17 protein-coding genes are annotated in these 18,494 nt (G+C 70.1%); 2 read left to right on the top strand and 15 right to left on the bottom strand.

Translation table 11 applies throughout. The annotated features are described in order from the left end of the window. The 15 genes from ACZ68L_RS01705 to ACZ68L_RS01635 form a co-directional block, all read right to left on the bottom strand. On the bottom strand, positions 1-214 hold a 214-nt coding region (locus ACZ68L_RS01705; RefSeq protein WP_469573298.1), incomplete at its 3' end, for a flavodoxin-dependent (E)-4-hydroxy-3-methylbut-2-enyl-diphosphate synthase. Positions 215-218: 4 nt separating this feature from the next. Beyond that, a complete protein-coding gene (gene hpnH / locus ACZ68L_RS01700) occupies positions 219-1,238 on the bottom strand; it encodes an adenosyl-hopene transferase HpnH (protein WP_469573297.1) in 1,020 nt (339 codons plus the stop codon). A gap of 5 nt (positions 1,239-1,243) precedes the next feature. Next, a complete protein-coding gene (locus ACZ68L_RS01695; protein WP_469573295.1) occupies positions 1,244-1,903 on the bottom strand; it encodes a phosphorylase family protein in 660 nt (219 codons plus the stop codon). Then, positions 1,903-3,903, bottom strand: a complete 2,001-nt coding sequence (gene shc / locus ACZ68L_RS01690; protein ID WP_469573294.1) for a squalene--hopene cyclase — start codon at positions 3,901-3,903, stop codon at positions 1,903-1,905. The genes ACZ68L_RS01695 and shc overlap by 1 nt, the downstream gene beginning before the upstream one ends. Before the next feature lie 108 nt (positions 3,904-4,011). Continuing rightward, positions 4,012-5,115, bottom strand: a complete 1,104-nt coding sequence (locus ACZ68L_RS01685) for a polyprenyl synthetase family protein (RefSeq protein ID WP_469573292.1) — start codon at positions 5,113-5,115, stop codon at positions 4,012-4,014. Continuing rightward, entirely contained in the window at positions 5,112-6,500 is a 1,389-nt protein-coding gene (gene hpnE, locus ACZ68L_RS01680) for a hydroxysqualene dehydroxylase HpnE (RefSeq protein WP_469573291.1), read from the bottom strand. Before hpnE ends, ACZ68L_RS01685 begins: the two co-directional genes overlap by 4 nt. A gap of 118 nt (positions 6,501-6,618) precedes the next feature. After that, positions 6,619-7,572, bottom strand: a complete 954-nt coding sequence (gene hpnD / locus ACZ68L_RS01675; protein ID WP_469573289.1) for a presqualene diphosphate synthase HpnD — start codon at positions 7,570-7,572, stop codon at positions 6,619-6,621. Then, on the bottom strand, positions 7,569-8,489 hold the full coding sequence (hpnC, locus tag ACZ68L_RS01670; protein WP_469573288.1) for a squalene synthase HpnC: 921 nt from the start codon (positions 8,487-8,489) through the stop codon (positions 7,569-7,571). Before hpnC ends, hpnD begins: the two co-directional genes overlap by 4 nt. 446 nt (positions 8,490-8,935) lie before the next feature. Then, on the bottom strand, positions 8,936-9,721 hold the full coding sequence (locus ACZ68L_RS01665) for an ABC transporter ATP-binding protein (RefSeq protein ID WP_351084586.1): 786 nt from the start codon (positions 9,719-9,721) through the stop codon (positions 8,936-8,938). Then, a complete protein-coding gene (locus tag ACZ68L_RS01660) occupies positions 9,714-10,643 on the bottom strand; it encodes an ABC transporter permease (protein ID WP_469573286.1) in 930 nt (309 codons plus the stop codon). The genes ACZ68L_RS01665 and ACZ68L_RS01660 overlap by 8 nt, the downstream gene beginning before the upstream one ends. 108 nt (positions 10,644-10,751) lie before the next feature. Then, complete coding sequence (locus ACZ68L_RS01655) at positions 10,752-11,624, bottom strand: glycosyltransferase family 2 protein (protein WP_469573327.1); 873 nt, start codon at positions 11,622-11,624, stop codon at positions 10,752-10,754. An 8-nt stretch (positions 11,625-11,632) separates the two neighbouring features. After that, on the bottom strand, positions 11,633-12,412 hold the full coding sequence (locus ACZ68L_RS01650; RefSeq protein WP_469573284.1) for a CDP-alcohol phosphatidyltransferase family protein: 780 nt from the start codon (positions 12,410-12,412) through the stop codon (positions 11,633-11,635). Next, complete coding sequence (locus ACZ68L_RS01645; protein ID WP_361456209.1) at positions 12,390-13,451, bottom strand: iron-containing alcohol dehydrogenase family protein; 1,062 nt, start codon at positions 13,449-13,451, stop codon at positions 12,390-12,392. Before ACZ68L_RS01645 ends, ACZ68L_RS01650 begins: the two co-directional genes overlap by 23 nt. Beyond that, positions 13,439-14,191, bottom strand: a complete 753-nt coding sequence (locus tag ACZ68L_RS01640; protein ID WP_469573282.1) for a phosphocholine cytidylyltransferase family protein — start codon at positions 14,189-14,191, stop codon at positions 13,439-13,441. The genes ACZ68L_RS01645 and ACZ68L_RS01640 overlap by 13 nt, the downstream gene beginning before the upstream one ends. Continuing rightward, positions 14,188-16,020: a DUF5941 domain-containing protein gene (locus ACZ68L_RS01635; RefSeq protein WP_469573325.1), complete on the bottom strand. Its 1,833-nt coding sequence runs from the start codon at positions 16,018-16,020 to the stop codon at positions 14,188-14,190. Before ACZ68L_RS01635 ends, ACZ68L_RS01640 begins: the two co-directional genes overlap by 4 nt. Positions 16,021-16,294: 274 nt before the next feature. On the opposite strand from ACZ68L_RS01635, the gene galE reads away from it, so the two are divergent. Together galE and ACZ68L_RS01625 are read left to right on the top strand one after the other, a co-directional pair. Next, entirely contained in the window at positions 16,295-17,275 is a 981-nt protein-coding gene (galE, locus tag ACZ68L_RS01630; protein WP_469573280.1) for a UDP-glucose 4-epimerase GalE, read from the top strand. Positions 17,276-17,442: 167 nt separating this feature from the next. After that, positions 17,443-18,384 carry a cation diffusion facilitator family transporter gene (locus tag ACZ68L_RS01625; protein WP_469573278.1) on the top strand — a complete coding sequence of 314 codons (942 nt, stop codon included), beginning with the start codon at positions 17,443-17,445 and terminating at the stop codon, positions 18,382-18,384. The last annotated feature ends 110 nt before the right edge of the window (positions 18,385-18,494 follow it).

Below are 18,494 nucleotides of genomic sequence, written 5' to 3'. Positions count from 1 at the left end.
CGATCTGACAGCCCGACGCCGTCAACTCCGCGATCTGCTGCAACGTCGCACCCACATCCGACGTACGCGTCGTGGTCATCGACTGCACCGACACCAGCGCGTCCCCGCCCACCGCCACCGACCCGACCTGGACGCGCCGCGAGTGGCGGCGCTTCGCGATCGGCCGGGCCGGCAGCTCGGGGAGACCCAGAGCGACCGGCTCTCCAGCGGTCATGACGTCACCGGTTCCCGGAGACGGTCTCGCGCGCGGCGCGCAGGGATTCCTTCAGCGACCCCATGGTGGCGAGGACGGCGGTGGGCTCGTAGCCGCAGTGCGCCATGCAGTTGGCACAGCGCGGGTCCTTGCCGCGGCCGTACTTGTCCCAGTCGGTCTCCTCGATCAGTTCGCGGTACGTGGGGACGTAGCCGTCGCTCATCAGGTAGCAGGGCCGCTGCCAGCCGAAGAGCGAGTAGTTCGGAATCGCCCACGCGGTGCACGGGAAGTCCGCCTTGCCCTCCAGGAAGTCCAGGAAGAGCGGCGAGTGGTTCAGCCGCCAGCGGCCCCGGTTGCCGCCCGCGAACGACTTCTTGAACAGGTCGCGGGTCTGTTCGACGCCGAGGAAGTGCTCCTGGTCGGGCGCCTTCTCGTACGCGTAGGCGGGCGAGATCATCATCTCGTCGACCTTCAGATCGTCATTGAGGTAGTTGAGGACCTCGATGACGGTCTGCGGGGTGTCGGTGTTGAAGAAGGTGGAGTTCGTGGTGACCCGGAAGCCGCGCCGCTTGGCCTCCTTGATCGCCGCCACCGCCTCGTCGAACACTCCCTCCTTGGCGACCGATTCATCGTGCCGCTCCCGCAGCCCGTCGATGTGCACGGCGAACGCGAAGTACGGCGAGGGCGTGAATTTCTCGATCTTCTTCCGCAGCAGCATCGCGTTGGTGCAGAGGAAGACGTACTTCTTCCGCGCGACCAACTGCCGCACGATTTCATCGATCTGCGGATGCATCAGCGGTTCGCCACCCGCGATGGAGACCATCGGGGCGCCCGATTCGAGCACGGCGCCCACAGCCTGGGCGACCGGCATGCGCTGCTTGAGCACTCCCGCCGGGTGCTGGATCTTTCCACAGCCCTCGCACGCGAGATTGCAGGCGAACAACGGCTCCAGTTCCACGATGAGCGGGAACTTGTCCCGCTTGCGGAGCTTCTGTTCGACGAGATACGTCGCAACCTTGATGGACTGACGGAGCGGCATGGCCATCTGGCTCACCTCCTGGGGAGCAGCAAGGATCGGTGCCATTCATAGAAAGCCGGCAGGACGGCATGGAGAACACGGAAAGCCGATATTCCACCGCGTATCGTGCCGATGCGGACGAGCTCGTGCTCCGGAGCGTCCACGATCACCCGTACGGCCGCAACCGGGCGAGGCCCGGACCGCAGGGCTGCGCGCAGGGTGGCGGCGGACTCCATGTCCACCGCGATCGCTCCGGTGGCCCGCAGGTCGGCCCGCTCATGTCCACGTACGACGTGGGCGGAACCGATCAGCGGACCGGTGTGGACGGTGCGGCCGGGCACCGCCCGGGCAAGGGCCTCGGCGAGCAGGCCCGTGCCGGTGCAGACCGTCGATTCCCCGGCTCCCCGGGTCTCGTCGGCGACCACCAGGTCCCCGGGGTGCATTCCGGGTGACAGCCCGGCGCAGAACCCGGAGGCAAGGACGGCGGTGCCGGGCGCCCGGTCCGGACCGAGCGCCCGTGACACCGCGGCCTCGGCAGCCCTGGGCCCCATGCCGGTACGGAGCACGGTCACCGGGCCCGGGGCGTCACCGGCCCTGCCCCTGCCACTGCGCAGGGCGAATTGCTCGATGCCGAGCGCGCAGGCGATCAGCAACGGCGCTGCGAGGCGGACCGGCCCCGGACCATCGCCCATCAGGCCCCCTTGCGGGTGGCCGCGCGGTCGGCGAACGGTTCTCCGTGCACGTATCGCCCGAGTGCCGTGAGCGGGAAGACCTGCCGGTAGAGGTGGTAGTTGATGGAGAAGTCCCAGGGAAAGCCGGTGCCGGTGAAGTACGGCTCGTCCCAGGAACCGTCGGCCTGCTGGGTCTCGGTGAGCCAGGACACCCCCCGCTCCACGGCCCCGCTGTCCCGTCGGCCCGCGGCGAGCAGCGCGAGCAGGGCCCACGCGGTCTGGGAGGCGGTCGAGGCGCCGCGCCCGATCCACTTGTCCTCCTGGTAGGAGCGCAGGTCCTCGCCCCAGCCGCCGTCGTCGTTCTGCACGGACTCCAGCCAGCCGACCGCCCGGCGGATCGCCGGATGGGTGACGGGCAGTCCGGCGGCCACCAGGGCGGGCACCACAGACCCCGTGCCGTATACGTAGTTGACGCCCCAGCGGCCGAACCAGCCACCCTCCACGTCCTGTTCGGCGAGCAGCCACTCGATACCGCGCCGGGTGGCCGGGTGTCCGGACCGGCCTTCGACGGCGAGCATCTCCACCACGTGCCCGGTGACATCAGCGGACGGCGGATCGATGACCTCACCGAAATCGGAGAACGGAAGGCGGTTGGGAAACGGACTGGTGTTGTCCGCGTCGAACGCGCCCCAGGCCCCGTTGCGGGACTGCATGCCGAGGTTCCAGCGCACCCCGCGCCGGATGGCGGCCTCGACACGTGCCTGGTCGGGGTGGCGGACCCGGCGCAGCGCGAGGACTACCTCCGCAGTGTCGTCGATGTCCGGGTAGTTGTCGTTGTGGAACTCGAACGCCCATCCCCCGGGCGGAAGTTGGGGGCGGCGTACGGACCAGTCGCCGGGGCGGACGACCTCCTCGCCGAGCATCCAGTCCGCGGCTTTCACGAGCGCCGGGTGGTCGGGGCCGACCCCGGCGTCGGCGAGCGCGATGGTCGCGAGGCAGGTGTCCCAGACCGGGGACTGGCAGGCCTCGATCATCCGGGCGCCGTCCTCGCGCCAGACGGCGAACCGGTCGAGCGAGGCGAGTCCGGCCCGCATCACCGGATGGTCCAGGTCGTAGCCCAGCAGATGCAGCGCGATGACGGAGTACACGGCGGGCGGCTGAATGCCACCCCAGCAGCCGTCGTTCTCCTGCCGTTCGATGATCCAGCGGGCCGCGGCGTTCATGGCGGCCCGGCGCAGCTTGCGTGGCGCGACCTTGTGGTACGCGTGCAGTGCCTTGTCGAGGCGCTGGAAGACTCCGTCCCAACTCGCCGCCGGAGCAACACGCCTGGGCGGGTTCGGCAGGCGCGGGTCGGTGTGGAGTTCGTCGAGCGCGAAGGGAGCCGGGCGAACCGGCCGCTTGGCCGAGACGATGGTGAGCGGCACGATGGTCTGGCGGGCCCAGCAGCCGAAGTCATAGATGTTGAGCGGGGCCCACTTGGGAAAGAACATCAACTCGGGCGGCATCTCCGGCAGGTCGTCCCACTTCCACCAGCCGAAGAGGGCGAGCCAGATCCGGGTGAAGACACGACTCGCCGCGATTCCGCCCTGTTCCCTGATCCATCCGGAAGCGCGGGCCATGTGCGGTTCGTCCGGCTGGTCTCCGGCCAGCCGCAGTGCCACGTACGCTTCGATGGTGGCGGAGAGTTCGCCGGGGCCGCCGTGGAAGGTGGCCCAGGTGCCGTCACCGAGCTGCTCGCCGCGGATGAAGCGGCCCGCGGCCTGAACGACGGCCTGGTCCTGGATGCCGAGGAATTGACGGAGCAGCAGGTCTTCGGCGTCCATGGTGACGTTGGTGGCGAGGTCGCCCTTCCACCAGCCCTGCTCGTCCTGTCTGCCGAGGAGGTGCTCCACCGAGCGTTCCGCGGCCCGTCGCGCGGCGGCGAGTACGTCGTCCGCGACGATGGTTGTGTCGGTCGGAATACTGGCCGAGGCTGCGCGGGGGTTCACAGCCCCGGTGCTTCCGTCGGTCGTCGCTGTCATGGCTTCCCCTTCTTGCAGTTTGGTCCTCTGCTGTGCTGGGGTCTCCGTCGGCCGGTGCCCGGAAGGGGCACCGGCCGGCGACTGCGAGTCATATGGAACAGATGGTGATCATCTCTTTCGTACGACGACGAAGTCCGCGAGCGCTGTGAGCTGCGCCCGAACGGTGTGCGGCATGTCGACCCGGTGCAGCGCCTCGATGGCGACGGCATGCTGTCGACGGGCCTCCTGGGCGGTCCATTCGCGGCCGCCCGCCTCCTCGATGAGCGCCGCACGAGCGGCGAACTCCTCTTCGGAGAAGCTGTCGAAATCACTGCTCTTCGCGTCGGCGGCGAGCAGTTCGCCGAGGCGCTCCGAGGCCGGACCGCCCGCGGCGAGCGCGGCGACGACCGGCAGCGACTTCTTGCGCTGGCGCAGATCGCTCCAGGTCTGCTTGCCGGTGGACTCGGGGTCGCCCCAGATGCCGAGCAGATCGTCGACGGCCTGGAAGGCGAGGCCGAGGTGGTAGCCGTACGCCTCCAGGGTGTCGGCGGTACGGTCGTCGGCGCCGCCGAGCACCGCACCGATGGAGCAGGCGCAGGCCAGCAGGGCGCCGGTCTTGTTGCCCTCCATCTCCAGGCACTCCTCGACGGTGACCCGCTCGCGGTGCTCGTAGGAGATGTCCTGGGCCTGCCCGTCGATGAGCTTGCGGGTGGCGACGGTCAGCCGGCGGGCCGCCCGGCCCGCCTCGACGGTGCCGAGCTCCAGCAGGATCTCGTTGGCGAGCGCGAAGAGCGCGTCGCCGACCAGGATCGCCTGGGCGGGGCCGTGCACCTTCCAGACGGTGTCGCGGTGGCGGCGCTGTTCGTCGCCGTCCATCAGGTCGTCGTGCAGCAGCGAGAAGTTGTGCACGAGTTCGACGGCCACGGCGCCGGGGACACCGGCCTCCGCCGCGGCTCCGGCCGCCTCCGCGGACAGCAGGGCGAGCGCCGGACGGACGGCCTTGCCGCCGTCGCCGTCGGAGGGCCGTCCCTGGGCGTCGATCCAGCCGAAATGGTAGGCGGCGACGGTGTCCATGGGCGGTGCGAGCCGGTCAACGGCGGCCCGGAGCACCGGCGCGGAAAGGGCCCGTCCGCGCTCCAGAAGCGCGGTGACGTCCGTGGTGTCGGCCACGGGGTCGTAAGCCGGATTCGCCGGGGTCACTGACTCTCCTCTTGTTCCGGTGGTACTGCTCATGCCGCCTCCTGCAGCGGATGTTCGTGGGAGCGGCCGAGTGCCCGGAGCGCGACGTCCGCCGCGCTGAACCCGCTGCGGACGGCACCCTCCATCGTCGCGGGCCAGCCCGTGGCCGTCCAAGCTCCGGCCAGGCTGAGGCCGGGAACCCGGGTGCGGGCTCCGGGCCGCAGCCGGCCGACGCCGGGGGCGGGGGCGAAGGTCGCCGTGCGCTCCCGAGTGACGAAGAAATCCCTGATCCCGGCGGTGCGGGCGGCCGGAAGGAGCCGCTCCAGCTCCGGCAGGTAACGCTCCCTCAGCTCGGCGACGGGCAGGTCGATCTCCTCGTCGGCGGCGGACTGGGACACCGCGAGGTACTGCCCGGGTCCGGTGAGCCCCGAGGCGTCCGTACGGTCGAAGACCCACTGGACCGGGGAGCCGAGCGCGGCGAAGAACGGGCGACGCAGCACCTTGCGGTCGTAGACGACGTGCACATTGAGGATCGGCGACGTGCCGATGTCGAGCAGCCGCTCCGGCTCGTCGAGCGCGCCCTCGGGCAGCAGGTCGTGGGTCTCGCGCTGGGGGACGGCGAGGACGACGGTGTCCGCCTCGATCCGCTCGCCGCCGGTGTCGACGACCCAGCAGCCGTCCTCCGAACGGGTGAGGGAGGAGGCCTTCGTACGGAGTTCGGTGCGCACTCCGGCGGAGTCGAGGGCCTTGCGGGCCAGCGTGTCGTGCACCTCGCCGAGCGGCACGCTCGCCCAGCCGATGTCTGCGGCGCCGGGCTCGGAGAGGAGTCCGGTCTTGAAGACCTTCGCGGCGAGGGCCAGCGAGGAGTTCGGCGCGGTGGCGTTGAGCGTGGCGACGCCGACCAGGTCCCAGAGGGCCTCGATGGTGCGCGGCGACTGGCCGTGCCGGGCGAGCCAGCTGCCGAAGTCGACGGCGTCGAGCGCGGGGTCGTCCGGGTCCAGGCGACCCAGCGCCAGTGCGGCGCGTCCGACGCCCGCCCGCTCGGCGAGCGAGAGGTGCGGATAGCCGGCGAGGCCCGCGGCGAGGTGGAACGGCACCGGCAGCGCGTTGCGGCGCAGCCGTCCCAGCCGGGGGCGCGAGGGCCGCCCGACATCGAGAACGGGCACGTCCAAACGGTTTTGCAGGGGCGCCAGGCGGGTCCCGTCGACGCGGTCGAGGAACCAGCGGTAGGCGGTGCAGCAACGCAGGTAGACATGCTGTCCGTTGTCGACCGTCAGTTCGCCGCGCCGGAAGGAGAAGGCGAGTCCGCCGAGCCTGGGCCGCCCTTCGAGCAGGGTCACGTCAAGCCCGGCGTCGGCGAGACGCAGGGCCGCGGTGATGCCGGCGAGCCCGCCGCCGATCACCACCGCGCGGGAGGAACGCGGGCCGTCGTCCGTCATGCGTCCTCCTTTCGCCGGGTCACTTCAATCAGGGACGCGTCAGTACACCAGAGGGTTGACCACTGATCGCAACGTGTTTCCGTGATGCACATGGTGCGCGAGATGTCCGTGCGGCGCATCACACACGCCTCCCGGCCGTCCGGCGGGAGATGTATCGGGCGTCCAGACCCGAGAGTCCGCGCACCGCGACATACGCCTTCTCGTGGCCCGGCAGCGAGACCCGGCCGCGCAGCACCGCCTCGGGGTCGCGCTCGATCCGGTCGAGCAGCCGCCGGTAGATCCCCGCCATGGCCGCGACACAGGCGCCGCTGCGCCGGTCCAGCATCGGCAGCAGCCGGTACCCCTCGGCGAACAGCGCGCGGGCACGCCGGACCTCGAAGTGCACCAGGCCCGCGAAGTCGGCGCCGGACGGCGGGGTGGCCCGGTGGAAGCCGGCCGAGCAGCCGAACTTGGCCAGGTCGTCGGCGGGCAGATACGTACGTCCGTTGCCCGCGTCCTCGCGCACGTCACGCAGGATGTTGGTCAGCTGGAGCGCGAGGCCCAGCGTGTCGGCGTACTCCGCGGCCCGGTCGGCACCCGGAGCGCCTGGCTCCGTACCGAAGACGCCCAGGCTGAGGCGGCCGATCGCACCCGCGACGCAACGGCAGTAGACCTTGAGGTCGTCCCAGGTCTCGTACGTCGCACCGCGCACATCCATCAGCACGCCGTCGATGAGTTCGTCGAGCCCGCCGAGCGGGATCGTGAATCGGCGCGCGGCATCGGCGAGCGCGACGGCCACCGGATCGGTGTCGTCCTCGTCGATCGCGCCGCCGCGAATCCGGTCCAGGACCGCGCGGGTGCTCTCCAGGCGAATCCGCTTGGTCTCCGGCTCCAGCGCACCGTCACCGATGTCGTCGACGCGACGGGAGAAGGCGTACAGCGCCGACATGGCCTGTCGCTTCTCGGCCGGCAACAGCCTGATGCCGTACGCGAAGTTACGCGCCTGCTGTCCGGTGACCGCCTCGCAGTACCTGTATGCGGCCTGTACCGGTGCCGACATGTAGGTCGTCTGTCCCTCCACGGTCCGGCTCACCCCTCTCTCCGCGCTCTTCGCAAGACAACTCCCGCCTCGCGCAGCAGGCTGGGCTTGGTGGGCTTGGGCGGTCCGGGCAGTACGTCGAACCCGGCGGCCGCGATCGCGGTGAGGGCGGCGCGCCCCCCGCCCACGAATCCGGCGAGAAGCACCTTGAGCCTGCCGTGGACGCTACCCACCAGGGGGGTGCCTTCATTCAGCAGTTCCCGAGCGCGTTCCGCTTCGTACGCGACCAGTGAACGCACCGACGCGCCCCCCGAAGGGGCGGCCAGGTCGGTTTCACGGACGTGGAATCGCGCCATGTCGTCCGCGGGCAGATAGATCCGGTCGCGGCCGAGGTCCTCGGTGACGTCCTGGAGGTGTTCGACGATCTGCAGGGCCGTGCAGACGGCGTCGGATCGGCGGACACGTTCGGGGCTGGCGGTTCCGCTGATCTGCAGGACCAGTCGGCCCACGGGGTTGGCGGAGAGCTCGCAGTAGGCGACGAGTTCCTCGTAGGTCCCGTAGCGGCGGACCTTCTGATCCTGGCGGTTGGCCTCGATGAGGCCCAGGAAGGGCTCGGGGGTGAGCCCGCGGCGCCGCACGGTGGGGCGCAGTGCGCGCAGCAGGGGGTGGTGCGGGCCGTCGCCCACGCTGTCGAAGACCCGGTGCAGATCGGCCTCGAAGGCATCGAGCATGGCGAGCCGGTCGTCGGTCTGCGCGGGATCGAGGCCGAGGTGGCGGGCGTCCGCGCCGCCGGGGGCGAGATCACCGTCACCGATGTCGTCGACGAGGCGGGCGTAGCCGTAGACGGCCATCAGGTCGTCGCGCCAGGCGCGCGGCAGGAAGAACGGCGCGACGGGGAAATTCTCGTCCGCGGCCTTGTCGAGGGTGCTGGGCACGGCAGCATCGGGGCGTGCCTGCCGGGTACGGGTCACCACCGGCCGCCCGGCGCTGGGACGGCGTGAGCACCTCGGAGCTGGAGATCTTCCGTCATTGCCGTCACATCTCCCGTTCTACACTGCTGACCCAAAACATCCCATTCCGGACACGCCGCCCGCTCTGCCGAGTGCGGAGCACGCCTCCGGGCCGATTGGCCAGGCGGTATCGCCCCACTTGCAACGAATCAGCACCGCTACAGCTTACGTTGTACAACGCTCATCGATACGTCGGGGTGTTACGCGCAGAGGAACAACGCGCCCCACCCCGCCAACCTTCCCCGTGCGCAAGGAAATTGACGTCATCCGACGGGAGGAGATCTTGTGAGGGACGTACCGCCGGGGGTGGTGGACGCCGCGGGGCGTCCACGATCCGGACACCGGCGCGGCCTCCGCCGGAGAGTCCCGGCGGAGGCCGCGTCGGTGCCGGGGAACCGGCGGAGCGTCTATTTGCCGGTCTCGCGCTCGTACGCCTTCAGGACCTCGTCCGTCGGCCCGTCCATCAGCAGCTCGCCCTTTTCCAGCCACAGCACCCGGTCGCAGGTGTCCCTGATGGACTTGTTGCTGTGGCTGACCAGGAAGACAGTGCCCGCTTCCTTCCGGAGCTCCCTGATGCGCTTCTCGGAGCGGATCTGGAACTTCCGGTCACCGGTCGCCAGCGCCTCGTCGATCATGAGGACGTCGTGGTTCTTCGCGGCGGCGATGGAGAACCGCAGCCGGGCGGCCATGCCGGAGGAGTACGTCCGCATCGGCAGGGTGATGAAGTCGCCCTTCTCGTTGATGCCGGAGAAGTCCACGATGCCCTGGTAACGCTCCCGGATCTCCTCGCGCGACATGCCCATCGCGAGGCCGCCGAGCACGACGTTGCGCTCGCCGGTCAGATCGCTCATCAGCGCCGCGTTCACGCCGAGCAGCGACGGCTGGCCGTCGGTGTACACCTTGCCGTGCTCGGTCGGCAGCAGACCGGCGATGGCCCGCAGCAGCGTCGACTTGCCGGAGCCATTGGTCCCGATGAGACCGATGGCCTCACCGCGGTAGGCGGTGAAGGAGACGCCGCGGACGGCGTGCACCTTCCGCACGCCGCGCGACTCGCCCTTGCCGCGGCGCAGTATCCGGCTCAGCGCCGCGGTGGCGCTGCCCTTTCCTCCGCCGCCGCCGTTGACCCGGTACACGATGTGCACATCGTCGGCGATGACGGTGGGGACGCGCCCCGAAGTGTTGTCGTCAGCCACGGCCGTACCGTTCCTCTGCCTTCCAGAAGTACACGAAGCCCACGACGCCGACGAGGACCGCCCAGGCGAGCGCCACGATCCAGACGTGCGCCGGCAGGTTCCCCGCGCCGTAGCCGTCGATCAGCGCGAAGCGGACCAGGTCCATGTAGATGGCCGCCGGGTTGTACTGCAGCACATCGGCGATCCAGTCCGGCTTGTTCTTGAGCATCACCGGGATGGAGAACATGACGCCCGACGCGTACATCCAGGTCCGCATCACGAACGGCATCAGCTGGGCGAGGTCGGGAGTCCTGCTGCCGAGCCTGGCCATGATCAGCGCCAGTCCGGTGTTGAAGAGGAACTGCATGGCCAGCGCCGGGACGATCAGCAGCCAGGAGGGACCGGGATAGCTGCCGAAGGCGACGGCCACGATCCCGAGCACGATCATCGAGAACAGCAGTTGCTGGAGCTGCTGCAACGAGAACGACACGGGCAGCGAGGCCCGCGGGAAGTGCAGGGCCCGGACCAGTCCCAGGTTGCCGGAGATCGCCCGCACGCCCGCCATCACCGAACTCTGGGTGAAGGTGAAGACGAAGACGCCCGTCACCAGGAACGGAATGAAGACGTCCTGCGTCATTCCCTTCCTGGTGCCGAGGATCAGTCCGAAGATCAGGTAGTAGACCAGGGCGTTGAGCAGGGGGGTGGCCACCTGCCACAGCTGGCCCAGCTTGGCCTGGCTGTACTGAGCGGTCAGCTTCGCCCTGGAGAACGCCATGATGAAGTGGCGGCGGCCCCAGAGCTGCCGGATGTACTCGAAGAGCCCTGGCCGGGCGCCGCTCACCGTCAGGCCGTACTTGGCGGCCATCTCGGCCGAGCTCAGGCCGTCGTCCGCGGATGGCGGGGCGCTCAGGGCGACCGCACCATCATGGGTTGTGTCACTCACCAGATGAAACTCTCGTATTCAAGATGCGCGGCCAGTCGCGGGCGCGGCTCGGAGCGGACAGGTCCCGTGGAGAAGAAGTACGTCTCCATGCTCTCAGAGGAGAGCCTCTCAGATCACGGGAGGTCGGCCGAGTCTGGTCAGCCGCCACACCGTGCGCCACCTCATCGGACGGCGGGTTCCGCACGGCGTGGACCAGCCTTCGCGGAAACCGCCGAACCAGGCCTTCAGGGCCGGGCCCGAGGGCTTGCGCAGCAGCGTCAGCAGCAGCCACACGCCGAGGTACACGGGGACCAGCGGCGCGGGCAGATTGCGCCGCGCCAGCCAGACCCGGTTGCGGGCCACCATGCGGTGGTACACCGCGTGCCGGGACGGGGCGGTCGTCGGGTGGTTGAGGACCATGTCCGCGCGGTAGTCGATCATCCAGCCGGCGTCCAGCGCCCGCCAGGCCAGATCGGTCTCCTCGTGCGCGTAGAAGAACTGGCCGGGCAGCGGGCCGACCTCGGCGATGACCTTGGTGCGCACGACGTTGGCGCCGCCGAGGAAGGTCGTCACCCGCGAGGAACGCATCGGGTCGGCGGCGCGCAGCCTCGGCACGTGCCGGCGCTGGGTGACACCGGTGTCCGGGTCGGCGATCCGGAAGCTGATGATGCCCAGCTCCGGGTCGGCGTCGAATGCCCGCCGGCACAGCTCGGCGGTGTCGGTGAGCGGCAGCAGTCCGTCGTCGTCGAGGAAGAGCAGGGCGTCCACATCGGCGCCGGACGGGCCGAAGGCCTCGATCCCGACGTTGCGGCCGCCGGGGATGCCCAGGTTCTCGGGGAGCTCGACGGTGCGCACCCCCGCCGGGACGTCCGGCACGGGGGCGCCGTTGCCGACGACGACCACCTCGATCCGGTCGCCGTCCTGCTTGGCGACCGAATCGAGGAGAGCGCGCAGCTCTTCGGGGCGGTTGCCCATCGTGATGATGACCGCGCCGAGCTTCATGGGTGTGCTCACTTCAGCCTGCTCGACGCCAGGATCGACACCAGGTGCAGGAGCGTCTGCAGCAACGCGATGCCGGCCAGGACCGCGACCATGAGACGGCTGAAGAACAGATCGTCCCTGACCGTGTCGAGGACGGCCGTCACCAGGATCACCAGTGACGCCTCGATACCGAGGATCAGCCGGTGGAACTTGAGCGCACCGGCGGCCCGGCGGGCGAGCGCCATGCCGGACGAGCGCGGCTCGGAGGCGGCCTCCTTGACCGGCGGCAGCCCGCCCTGGTGGCGTGCGACGCCGACGAGGTCGGTCTCGGCCTTGATCAGGATGGCGCCGAGGGCCGCGAGGGTGCCCAGGAAGGCCCACAGCCAGTCGATCCGTCCGGAGCCCCACGGATCGGCGGCGCGCAGGCCGAAGCCGACCAGCACGGCGGCGTCGCAGAGATAGGCGGCGACGCGGTCCATGTAGACCCCGCCCAGTGAGAACTGCTTCTTCCAGCGGGCCACCTCGCCGTCGACACAGTCGAGCAGCAGGTAGAGCTGGACCATGAGGACGCCGAGCAGCGCTCCGGGAATGCCGGGAACGAGCAGGGCCGGCGCGGCAAGCACGCCCGCGACGGTCATCACATAGGTGAGCTGGTTCGGCGTGATCCTGGTGTTCACCAGGTGCCGGTCCACGCGCAGGGAGATCTCGCGCATGTAGAGCCGACCCGCCCAGTGTTCGCCGCTGCGCCGGTCCTTCACGCCCGGAGGGTGCACGACCGGACGGAGTTCAGCTATGGATGGCTTTTGCATAGTCGGCGTACGCGTCCCTGATCTGGTCGGTGGACAGGTTGAGGTGTTCCAGGATCGTGAAGCGTCCCGGACGGGTCTGCGGCGCGTAGTCGACGGCCTGGACGAACTCGTCGGCGGTGAAGCCGATCTCTTCGGGCAGGACGGGCAGACCGTGGCGGCGCAGGGTGACCGCCATGAGCAGCGAATCCTCGTGCGCACCGCGCAGGTGCATGGCGAAGCAGGCGCCGAGGCCGACCTGTTCGCCGTGGCTCGCCGCCCGCTTGGGGTACAGCAGGTCGAAGGCGTGGTTGATCTCGTGGCAGGCGCCCGAGGCCGGCCTGGAGTCACCGGCGACCGACATGGAGATGCCGGTCAGCACCAGGCCCTCGGCCAGCACCTTGAGGAAGGCGTCGTCACCGATCCCGCCGGGGTGACGCAGCACGGCCTCGCCGGCCTGCCTGGCCATGGCCGCGGCCAGTCCGTCGATCTCCTCTCCCCTGACCTCGTGGGCGAGTTCCCAGTCGGCCACGCAGGAGATGTTGGAGACCGCGTCGCCGATGCCGGACCGCACGAAGCGGGCCGGTGCCTCGCGCACGATGTCGAGGTCGATGACGACGGCGATGGGGGTGGGGACACCGTAGGAGCCCCGGCCGTTGTCGTTGTCCAAAGTGGCGACCGGCGAGCAGAGACCGTCGTGGGCGAGGTTCGTCGCCACCGCGACCATGGGCAGGCCGACGCGCGCCGCGGCGTACTTCGCCACGTCGACGATCTTGCCCCCGCCGAGGCCGACCACGGCGTCGTAGCGGTTGCCCTTGATGTCGTCGGCGAGCTTGACGGCCGAGTCGAGGGTGCCGTCGGTGACCGGGTACCAGTGGGCGCCCGGCAGCGCGGGCGCCAGCCGCTCGCGCAGGGCACGTCCCGAACCGTCGCTGATCGCGACCGCCAGCTTGCCGGAGGAGGAGATCCGCTGGTCGGCGAGGAGACCGGCCAGGTCGTCCAGGGCGCCGCGACGGATGTCGACGACGACCGGGGACGGGATGAGCCGGGTCAGTACTGGCACGCGATCTCACGGCCCTTCGCGAGGTCGTCGTGGTTGTCGATCTCGACCCACGTCACTTCGCCGATGGGGGCCACGTCGACGGTGAAGCCCCGGTTCACCAGCTCCTGGTAGCCGTCCTCGTAGTAGAGGTCGGGGTCGCGCTCGAACGTGGCCTTGAGGGCGTCGGCGAGCTCCGCGGCGGCCTCCGGCTCGATGAGGGTGACGCCGATGTACTCACCGGTCGCGGCGGCCGGGTCCATCAGCTTGGTGATGCGTCGCACACCCTTGTCGCCCTCGGTGACGACCTTCATCTCCTCGTCGGCGAGGTGCTTCACCGTGTCGAGGGCGAGGATGATCCTCCGGCCCTCGCCGCGGGCGGCGAGCAGGGTCTTCTCGACGGAGACCGGGTGCACGGTGTCGCCGTTGGCCAGGATGACGCCGCGCGTCAGGACGTCACGGGCGCACCACAGGGAGTAGGCGTTGTTCCACTCCTCGGCCTTGTCGTTGTCGATCAGGGTGAGGGTGAGGCCGTACTTCGCCTCCAGTTCGGCCTTGCGGTCGTACACGGCTTCCTTGCGGTAGCCGACGACGACGGCGACCTCGGTGAGGCCGATCTCCGCGAAGTTGGCCAGCGTCAGGTCCAGGACCGTCTTCGCAGCGCCGTCCTGTTCAGGGCCCACAGGCACGAGCGCCTTCGGAAGCGTGTCGGTGTAGGGGCGCAGACGCCGTCCTGCACCGGCTGCCAGTACGAGGCCGATCATGCGGGTTCTCCTTCGTCGTGAACGGCGGGTGCTCCGGACGACACCCAGAAGCGGATGGACTCCACGAGCACCACCAGTGCCACGGCTGCAGCGAGAGCGGTGAGTGCCACGGTGAATGCTGAATGCCGGGTAAGTACGGCGGCGAGTACGGCCACCACCAGGATGCGGCCCTCGTGCCCACCGATCGTGCGGACCAGCCACTGGGGCGGCGCGCCGGTGCCGCCACGAATGCGGTACACCGTGTCGTAGTGATGGTAGGCGACGGCCGATACCAGCCCGAAAGCCGCGGGAAGGGCTCCCGCGACATCGCTGCGGGCGGCGAGAACGAGGACGGTGCAGTACTCCGCCGCCCTGAATATGGGTGGCACGAGCCAGTCGAGGGTTCCCTTGAGGGGGCGGGAGACGGCCATGCCGGAGAAGATCGCGTAGACGACCGCCGCGAGGATGGTGTGCCAGCTGCCGAAGGGCTGCGAGAGGGCCGAGGCGACCACGGACAGTCCGCCGAGCAAGGCCATGACGGGAGCGGCCCAGGACTCCTTCGTCCGGGATCCGATCGCCGCGACGAGCTGTGCGAGGGGCCCGGAGTCGGCGAGGTCCGCCAGTGCGCGGGCGGCGCGGTCGGTGCGCCGGGCCTTGCGGGTCAGCGAGCGCAGCAGGCGGCCGGCGGTGGTGTAGCAGGCCGCGAAGGCGCAGCCGATGAGCAGGGCGTAGAAGACGATCCGGGGGGTGGTCACCGCGGTGAGCACCGCGATCATCGCCCAGCGCTCGCCGATCGGCAGCACTATCATCCGGCGCGCCCAGACCGTCCAGCCGACGCTGTCGAGCCGGTCGGAGAGGGCCGCCGTGGGGCTCGAATTGGCCACTGCGTCGTGGTTGGCCTCGTTGAACGAGAAGTCGATGACATGGCGGCAGGCCTGGAGCACCATCGCGCCGAGGGCCAGCGCCCATACGTCGTCCCCGCCCCGGGCGGCGCCGAGCGCGAGGCCGGCGTAGTACGCGTACTCCTTGGCCCGGTCGAAGGTGGCGTCCAGCCAGGCGCCCATCGTCGAGTACTGCAGCGAGTAGCGGGCGAGCTGCCCGTCGGTGCAGTCCAGGACGAAGGAGAGGAGCAGCAGCACTCCGGCGGCGATGTAGCCGCCGCGCGTGCCGGTCGCCGCGCTGCCGGCCGCGATCAGCGCGGTGAGCAGGGACGCGGTGGTGACCTGGTTCGGCGTGAGGCCTCGGCGGGCGCACCAGCGGGCGATGTAGCGGGAGTACGGGCTGATGAAGAACGTGGTGAAGAAGCCGTCGTGGGCCTTCACGGCGCTGCGCAGCCGAACCGCCTCGTCGTCGACGGCGGCGACGGCGTTCCGCGCGGCCGTGCGCGCGGACTCGTCGGCCGGCACGTCGGCGACCAGCGAGCCGAGCTCGGGGCGCTGCACGGCGGTGCCCTCGGTGTCCATGGTGGCGGCGAGGCGGCCCGGCACGGTGCGGTCGGTGACCGTCGTCGCGGTCGCGCCCGAGCCTGCGGGGACGCCGGCGCCGACGGCCGCGGCCGTGGTGCTCAGGGCCCGCACGAGCGCGGGGCGCGCCTCGGGCTGCGCGGTGAGCGCGCCGGGCACGGTGGCGGCGGGGAAGCGCGGGTCGGTGAGTCCGAGCCGGAGAGCATGGACATGGCCGACGAAGCGGGGGTCGACCAGTGCGACGCGGCGGTCGGCGGGGACGGCCGAGAGCAGCCGTGCGGCCTCGGTCACATCGGCGGCGACCTGTACGTCGAAGCCCAGTGACCGCAGATCGTCCGCGAGCGACGACCCGGGTACCGGTGCACCGGTGAGGATGGCGGTCGACAGACGAACTCACTCCTTGGTGCTGACGGGATCGGCGCGCGACAGTGCGGCCCGGAAGCGGGCCGGCGGCACGTCGGCAGAGGCTATCGGATGAACGGAAGCGGGAGTTCACTGCCCGTTTGTGCTCCGTTCGGGGTGGACCGGCATCATGCGGCGCCGTCCGCGATCATCATGGTCGATCCCCGCCTCGCCTGACAAAACGCGGCGCCATGGCGTGCGGCCCCCCTCCGGGATCGGGCCGGACCCGCTCCGGGGGCGAGGCTCTAGGCTGACCCGCATGACATGGCTGATCACAGGCGGAGCTGGGTACATCGGTGCACACGTGGTGCGGTCCATGAGGGGCTCCGGTGAGCGGGTGGTCGTCCTCGACGACCTTTCGACCGGTATCGCCGAGCGGCTCCCGGCCGATGTGCCGCTGATCCGGGGATCGATCTTCGACCGTGCGCTGCTCGACCGCGTAATGGCGGGGCACGGCGTGACAGGTGTGGTGCATCTCGCAGCGAAGAAGCAGGTCGGCGAGTCCGTCGAGAAGCCGCTGCTCTACTACCGGGAGAACGTGGCGGGGCTGACCGTCCTCCTGGAGGCCGTCGTCGCCGCCGGTGTGCGGCGCTTCCTGTTCTCGTCCTCGGCCGCGGTGTACGGCGTACCGGATGTGGAACTCATCACCGAGGACACCCCGTGCGTTCCGATCAATCCGTACGGTGAGACCAAGCTCGCCGGGGAGTGGCTGGTCCGGGCGACCGGGAAGGCACACGCCCTGTCCACCGGCTGCCTGCGCTACTTCAACGTGGCCGGAGCGGCGACGCCGGAACTGTCGGACACGGGTGTCTTCAATGTGATTCCGATGTTCTTCGACCGGCTGACCCGGGGCGAGGCCCCCCAGATCTTCGGCGACGACTACCCGACCCCCGACGGCACCTGCCTCCGCGACTACATCCACGTCGCGGATCTCGCCGACGCGCATCTCGCGCTCGCCCGGCGGCTGGCCGGACCGGGCACCGGCGACCTGACCGTGAACATCGGCCGCGGCGAGGGCGTCTCGGTGCGCGAGCTGGCCGACGTGGTGGGCGAGGTCAGTGGCCTGCACCACAAGCCGGAGGTCCACCCACGCCGTCCCGGTGACGCGGCGAAGGCCATCGCGTCCGCGGTCCGGGCGTCCGAGGAGCTGGGCTGGGCGCCCCGGCAGGGGGTACGCGAAATGGTCGAATCCGCCTGGGAGGGCTGGCGCCTGCGCCACCCCGAGGCACATGGCAACTGAGCCGTCGAATGATCGCCCCACAGCCCTGACCTGCAACCATTTCCGCAGGTCAGGGCACATGACAACGGTGTTCAGTACCGTGTTGCCCGATACCCCCCACCCGTAGTTCACTGGCAGTGCTCGGGCCGATCGCGTCCGAGTCCGCGAGACGACCGGGAGGCGTCCCCATGGGGGCAGGGCACGACCACGGCCACACACACGGCGGGCCACCGCCCACCGGCACGGCGGCCGCCGCGTACAAGGGCCGGCTGCGGATCGCGCTGACCATCACGCTCACCGTGATGGTCATGGAGATCGTCGGCGGACTGCTCTCCGACTCCCTCGCGCTGATCGCCGACGCGGCCCACATGGCGACCGACGCCCTGGGCCTGGGCATGGCGCTGCTGGCGATCCACTTCGCCAACCGGCCGGCCGGGCTCAACCGCACCTTCGGTTTCGCCCGCGCCGAGATCCTCGCCGCCCTGGCCAACTGTCTGCTGCTGCTCGGCGTGGGCGGCTTTCTGCTCTTCGAGGCGATCCAGCGCTTCATCACCCCGACCGAGACCAGGGGCGGGCTGACGATCGTCTTCGCCCTGGTCGGCCTGGTCGCCAACATGGTCTCGCTGTCACTGCTGGTCCGCGGGCAGAAGGACAGTCTCAATGTGCGCGGCGCCTATCTGGAGGTGCTCGCGGACACGCTCGGCTCGTTCGCCGTGCTGATCTCGGCAGGAGTCATCCTGGCCACCGGATGGCAGGCCGCCGACCCGATCGCCTCGCTGGTGATCGGCCTGATGATCGTCCCCCGTACGGTGAAACTGCTCAGGGAGACGCTCAACGTACTGCTGGAGGCGGCGCCCAAGGGTGTCGACATGGGGGAGGTACGGGCCCACATCACCGCCCTGCCCGGAGTGCTGGACGTCCACGACCTGCACGCCTGGACGATCACCTCGGGAATGCCGGTCCTCTCCGCCCATGTGGTGGTGCGCCAGGACATGCTCGACTCGATCGGTCACGAGAAGCTCCTCCACGAGCTGCAGGGCTGCCTCGGCGTCCACTTCGATGTGGAGCACTGCACATTCCAGCTGGAGCCGAGCGGCCATGCCGAGCACGAGGCCAGGCTCTGCCACTGAACGTCTGTTCAGGGGGCCGTGTAGGGTGTCCGCCGAGGCATGTCGGCCTCCCCGTGCACGAGAGGAGCTGAGGTTGATGACCGTCGCGACGGCGCCCGCCCGGCGCAGCA

The organism is Streptomyces sp. NPDC104309, from assembly GCF_055584025.1.
Note: the sequence above shows the minus strand (reverse complement) of the source record. Positions and strands in the feature narration are given on the sequence as shown.

What these genes read in the sequence shown, in the direction of transcription:
- hpnH (WP_469573297.1), bottom strand. Translation starts at nt 1,238, where the DNA reads ATGGCCATGCCGCTCCGTCAGTCCATCAAGGTTGCGACGTATCTCGTC.
- ACZ68L_RS01695 (WP_469573295.1), bottom strand. Translation starts at nt 1,903, where the DNA reads ATGGGCGATGGTCCGGGGCCGGTCCGCCTCGCAGCGCCGTTGCTGATC.
- shc (WP_469573294.1), bottom strand. Translation starts at nt 3,903, where the DNA reads ATGACAGCGACGACCGACGGAAGCACCGGGGCTGTGAACCCCCGCGCA.
- ACZ68L_RS01685 (WP_469573292.1), bottom strand. Translation starts at nt 5,115, where the DNA reads ATGAGCAGTACCACCGGAACAAGAGGAGAGTCAGTGACCCCGGCGAAT.
- hpnE (WP_469573291.1), bottom strand. Translation starts at nt 6,500, where the DNA reads ATGACGGACGACGGCCCGCGTTCCTCCCGCGCGGTGGTGATCGGCGGC.
- ACZ68L_RS01655 (WP_469573327.1), bottom strand. Translation starts at nt 11,624, where the DNA reads ATGAAGCTCGGCGCGGTCATCATCACGATGGGCAACCGCCCCGAAGAG.
- ACZ68L_RS01650 (WP_469573284.1), bottom strand. Translation starts at nt 12,412, where the DNA reads ATGCAAAAGCCATCCATAGCTGAACTCCGTCCGGTCGTGCACCCTCCG.
- ACZ68L_RS01640 (WP_469573282.1), bottom strand. Translation starts at nt 14,191, where the DNA reads ATGATCGGCCTCGTACTGGCAGCCGGTGCAGGACGGCGTCTGCGCCCC.
- galE (WP_469573280.1), top strand. Translation starts at nt 16,295, where the DNA reads ATGACATGGCTGATCACAGGCGGAGCTGGGTACATCGGTGCACACGTG.
- ACZ68L_RS01625 (WP_469573278.1), top strand. Translation starts at nt 17,443, where the DNA reads ATGGGGGCAGGGCACGACCACGGCCACACACACGGCGGGCCACCGCCC.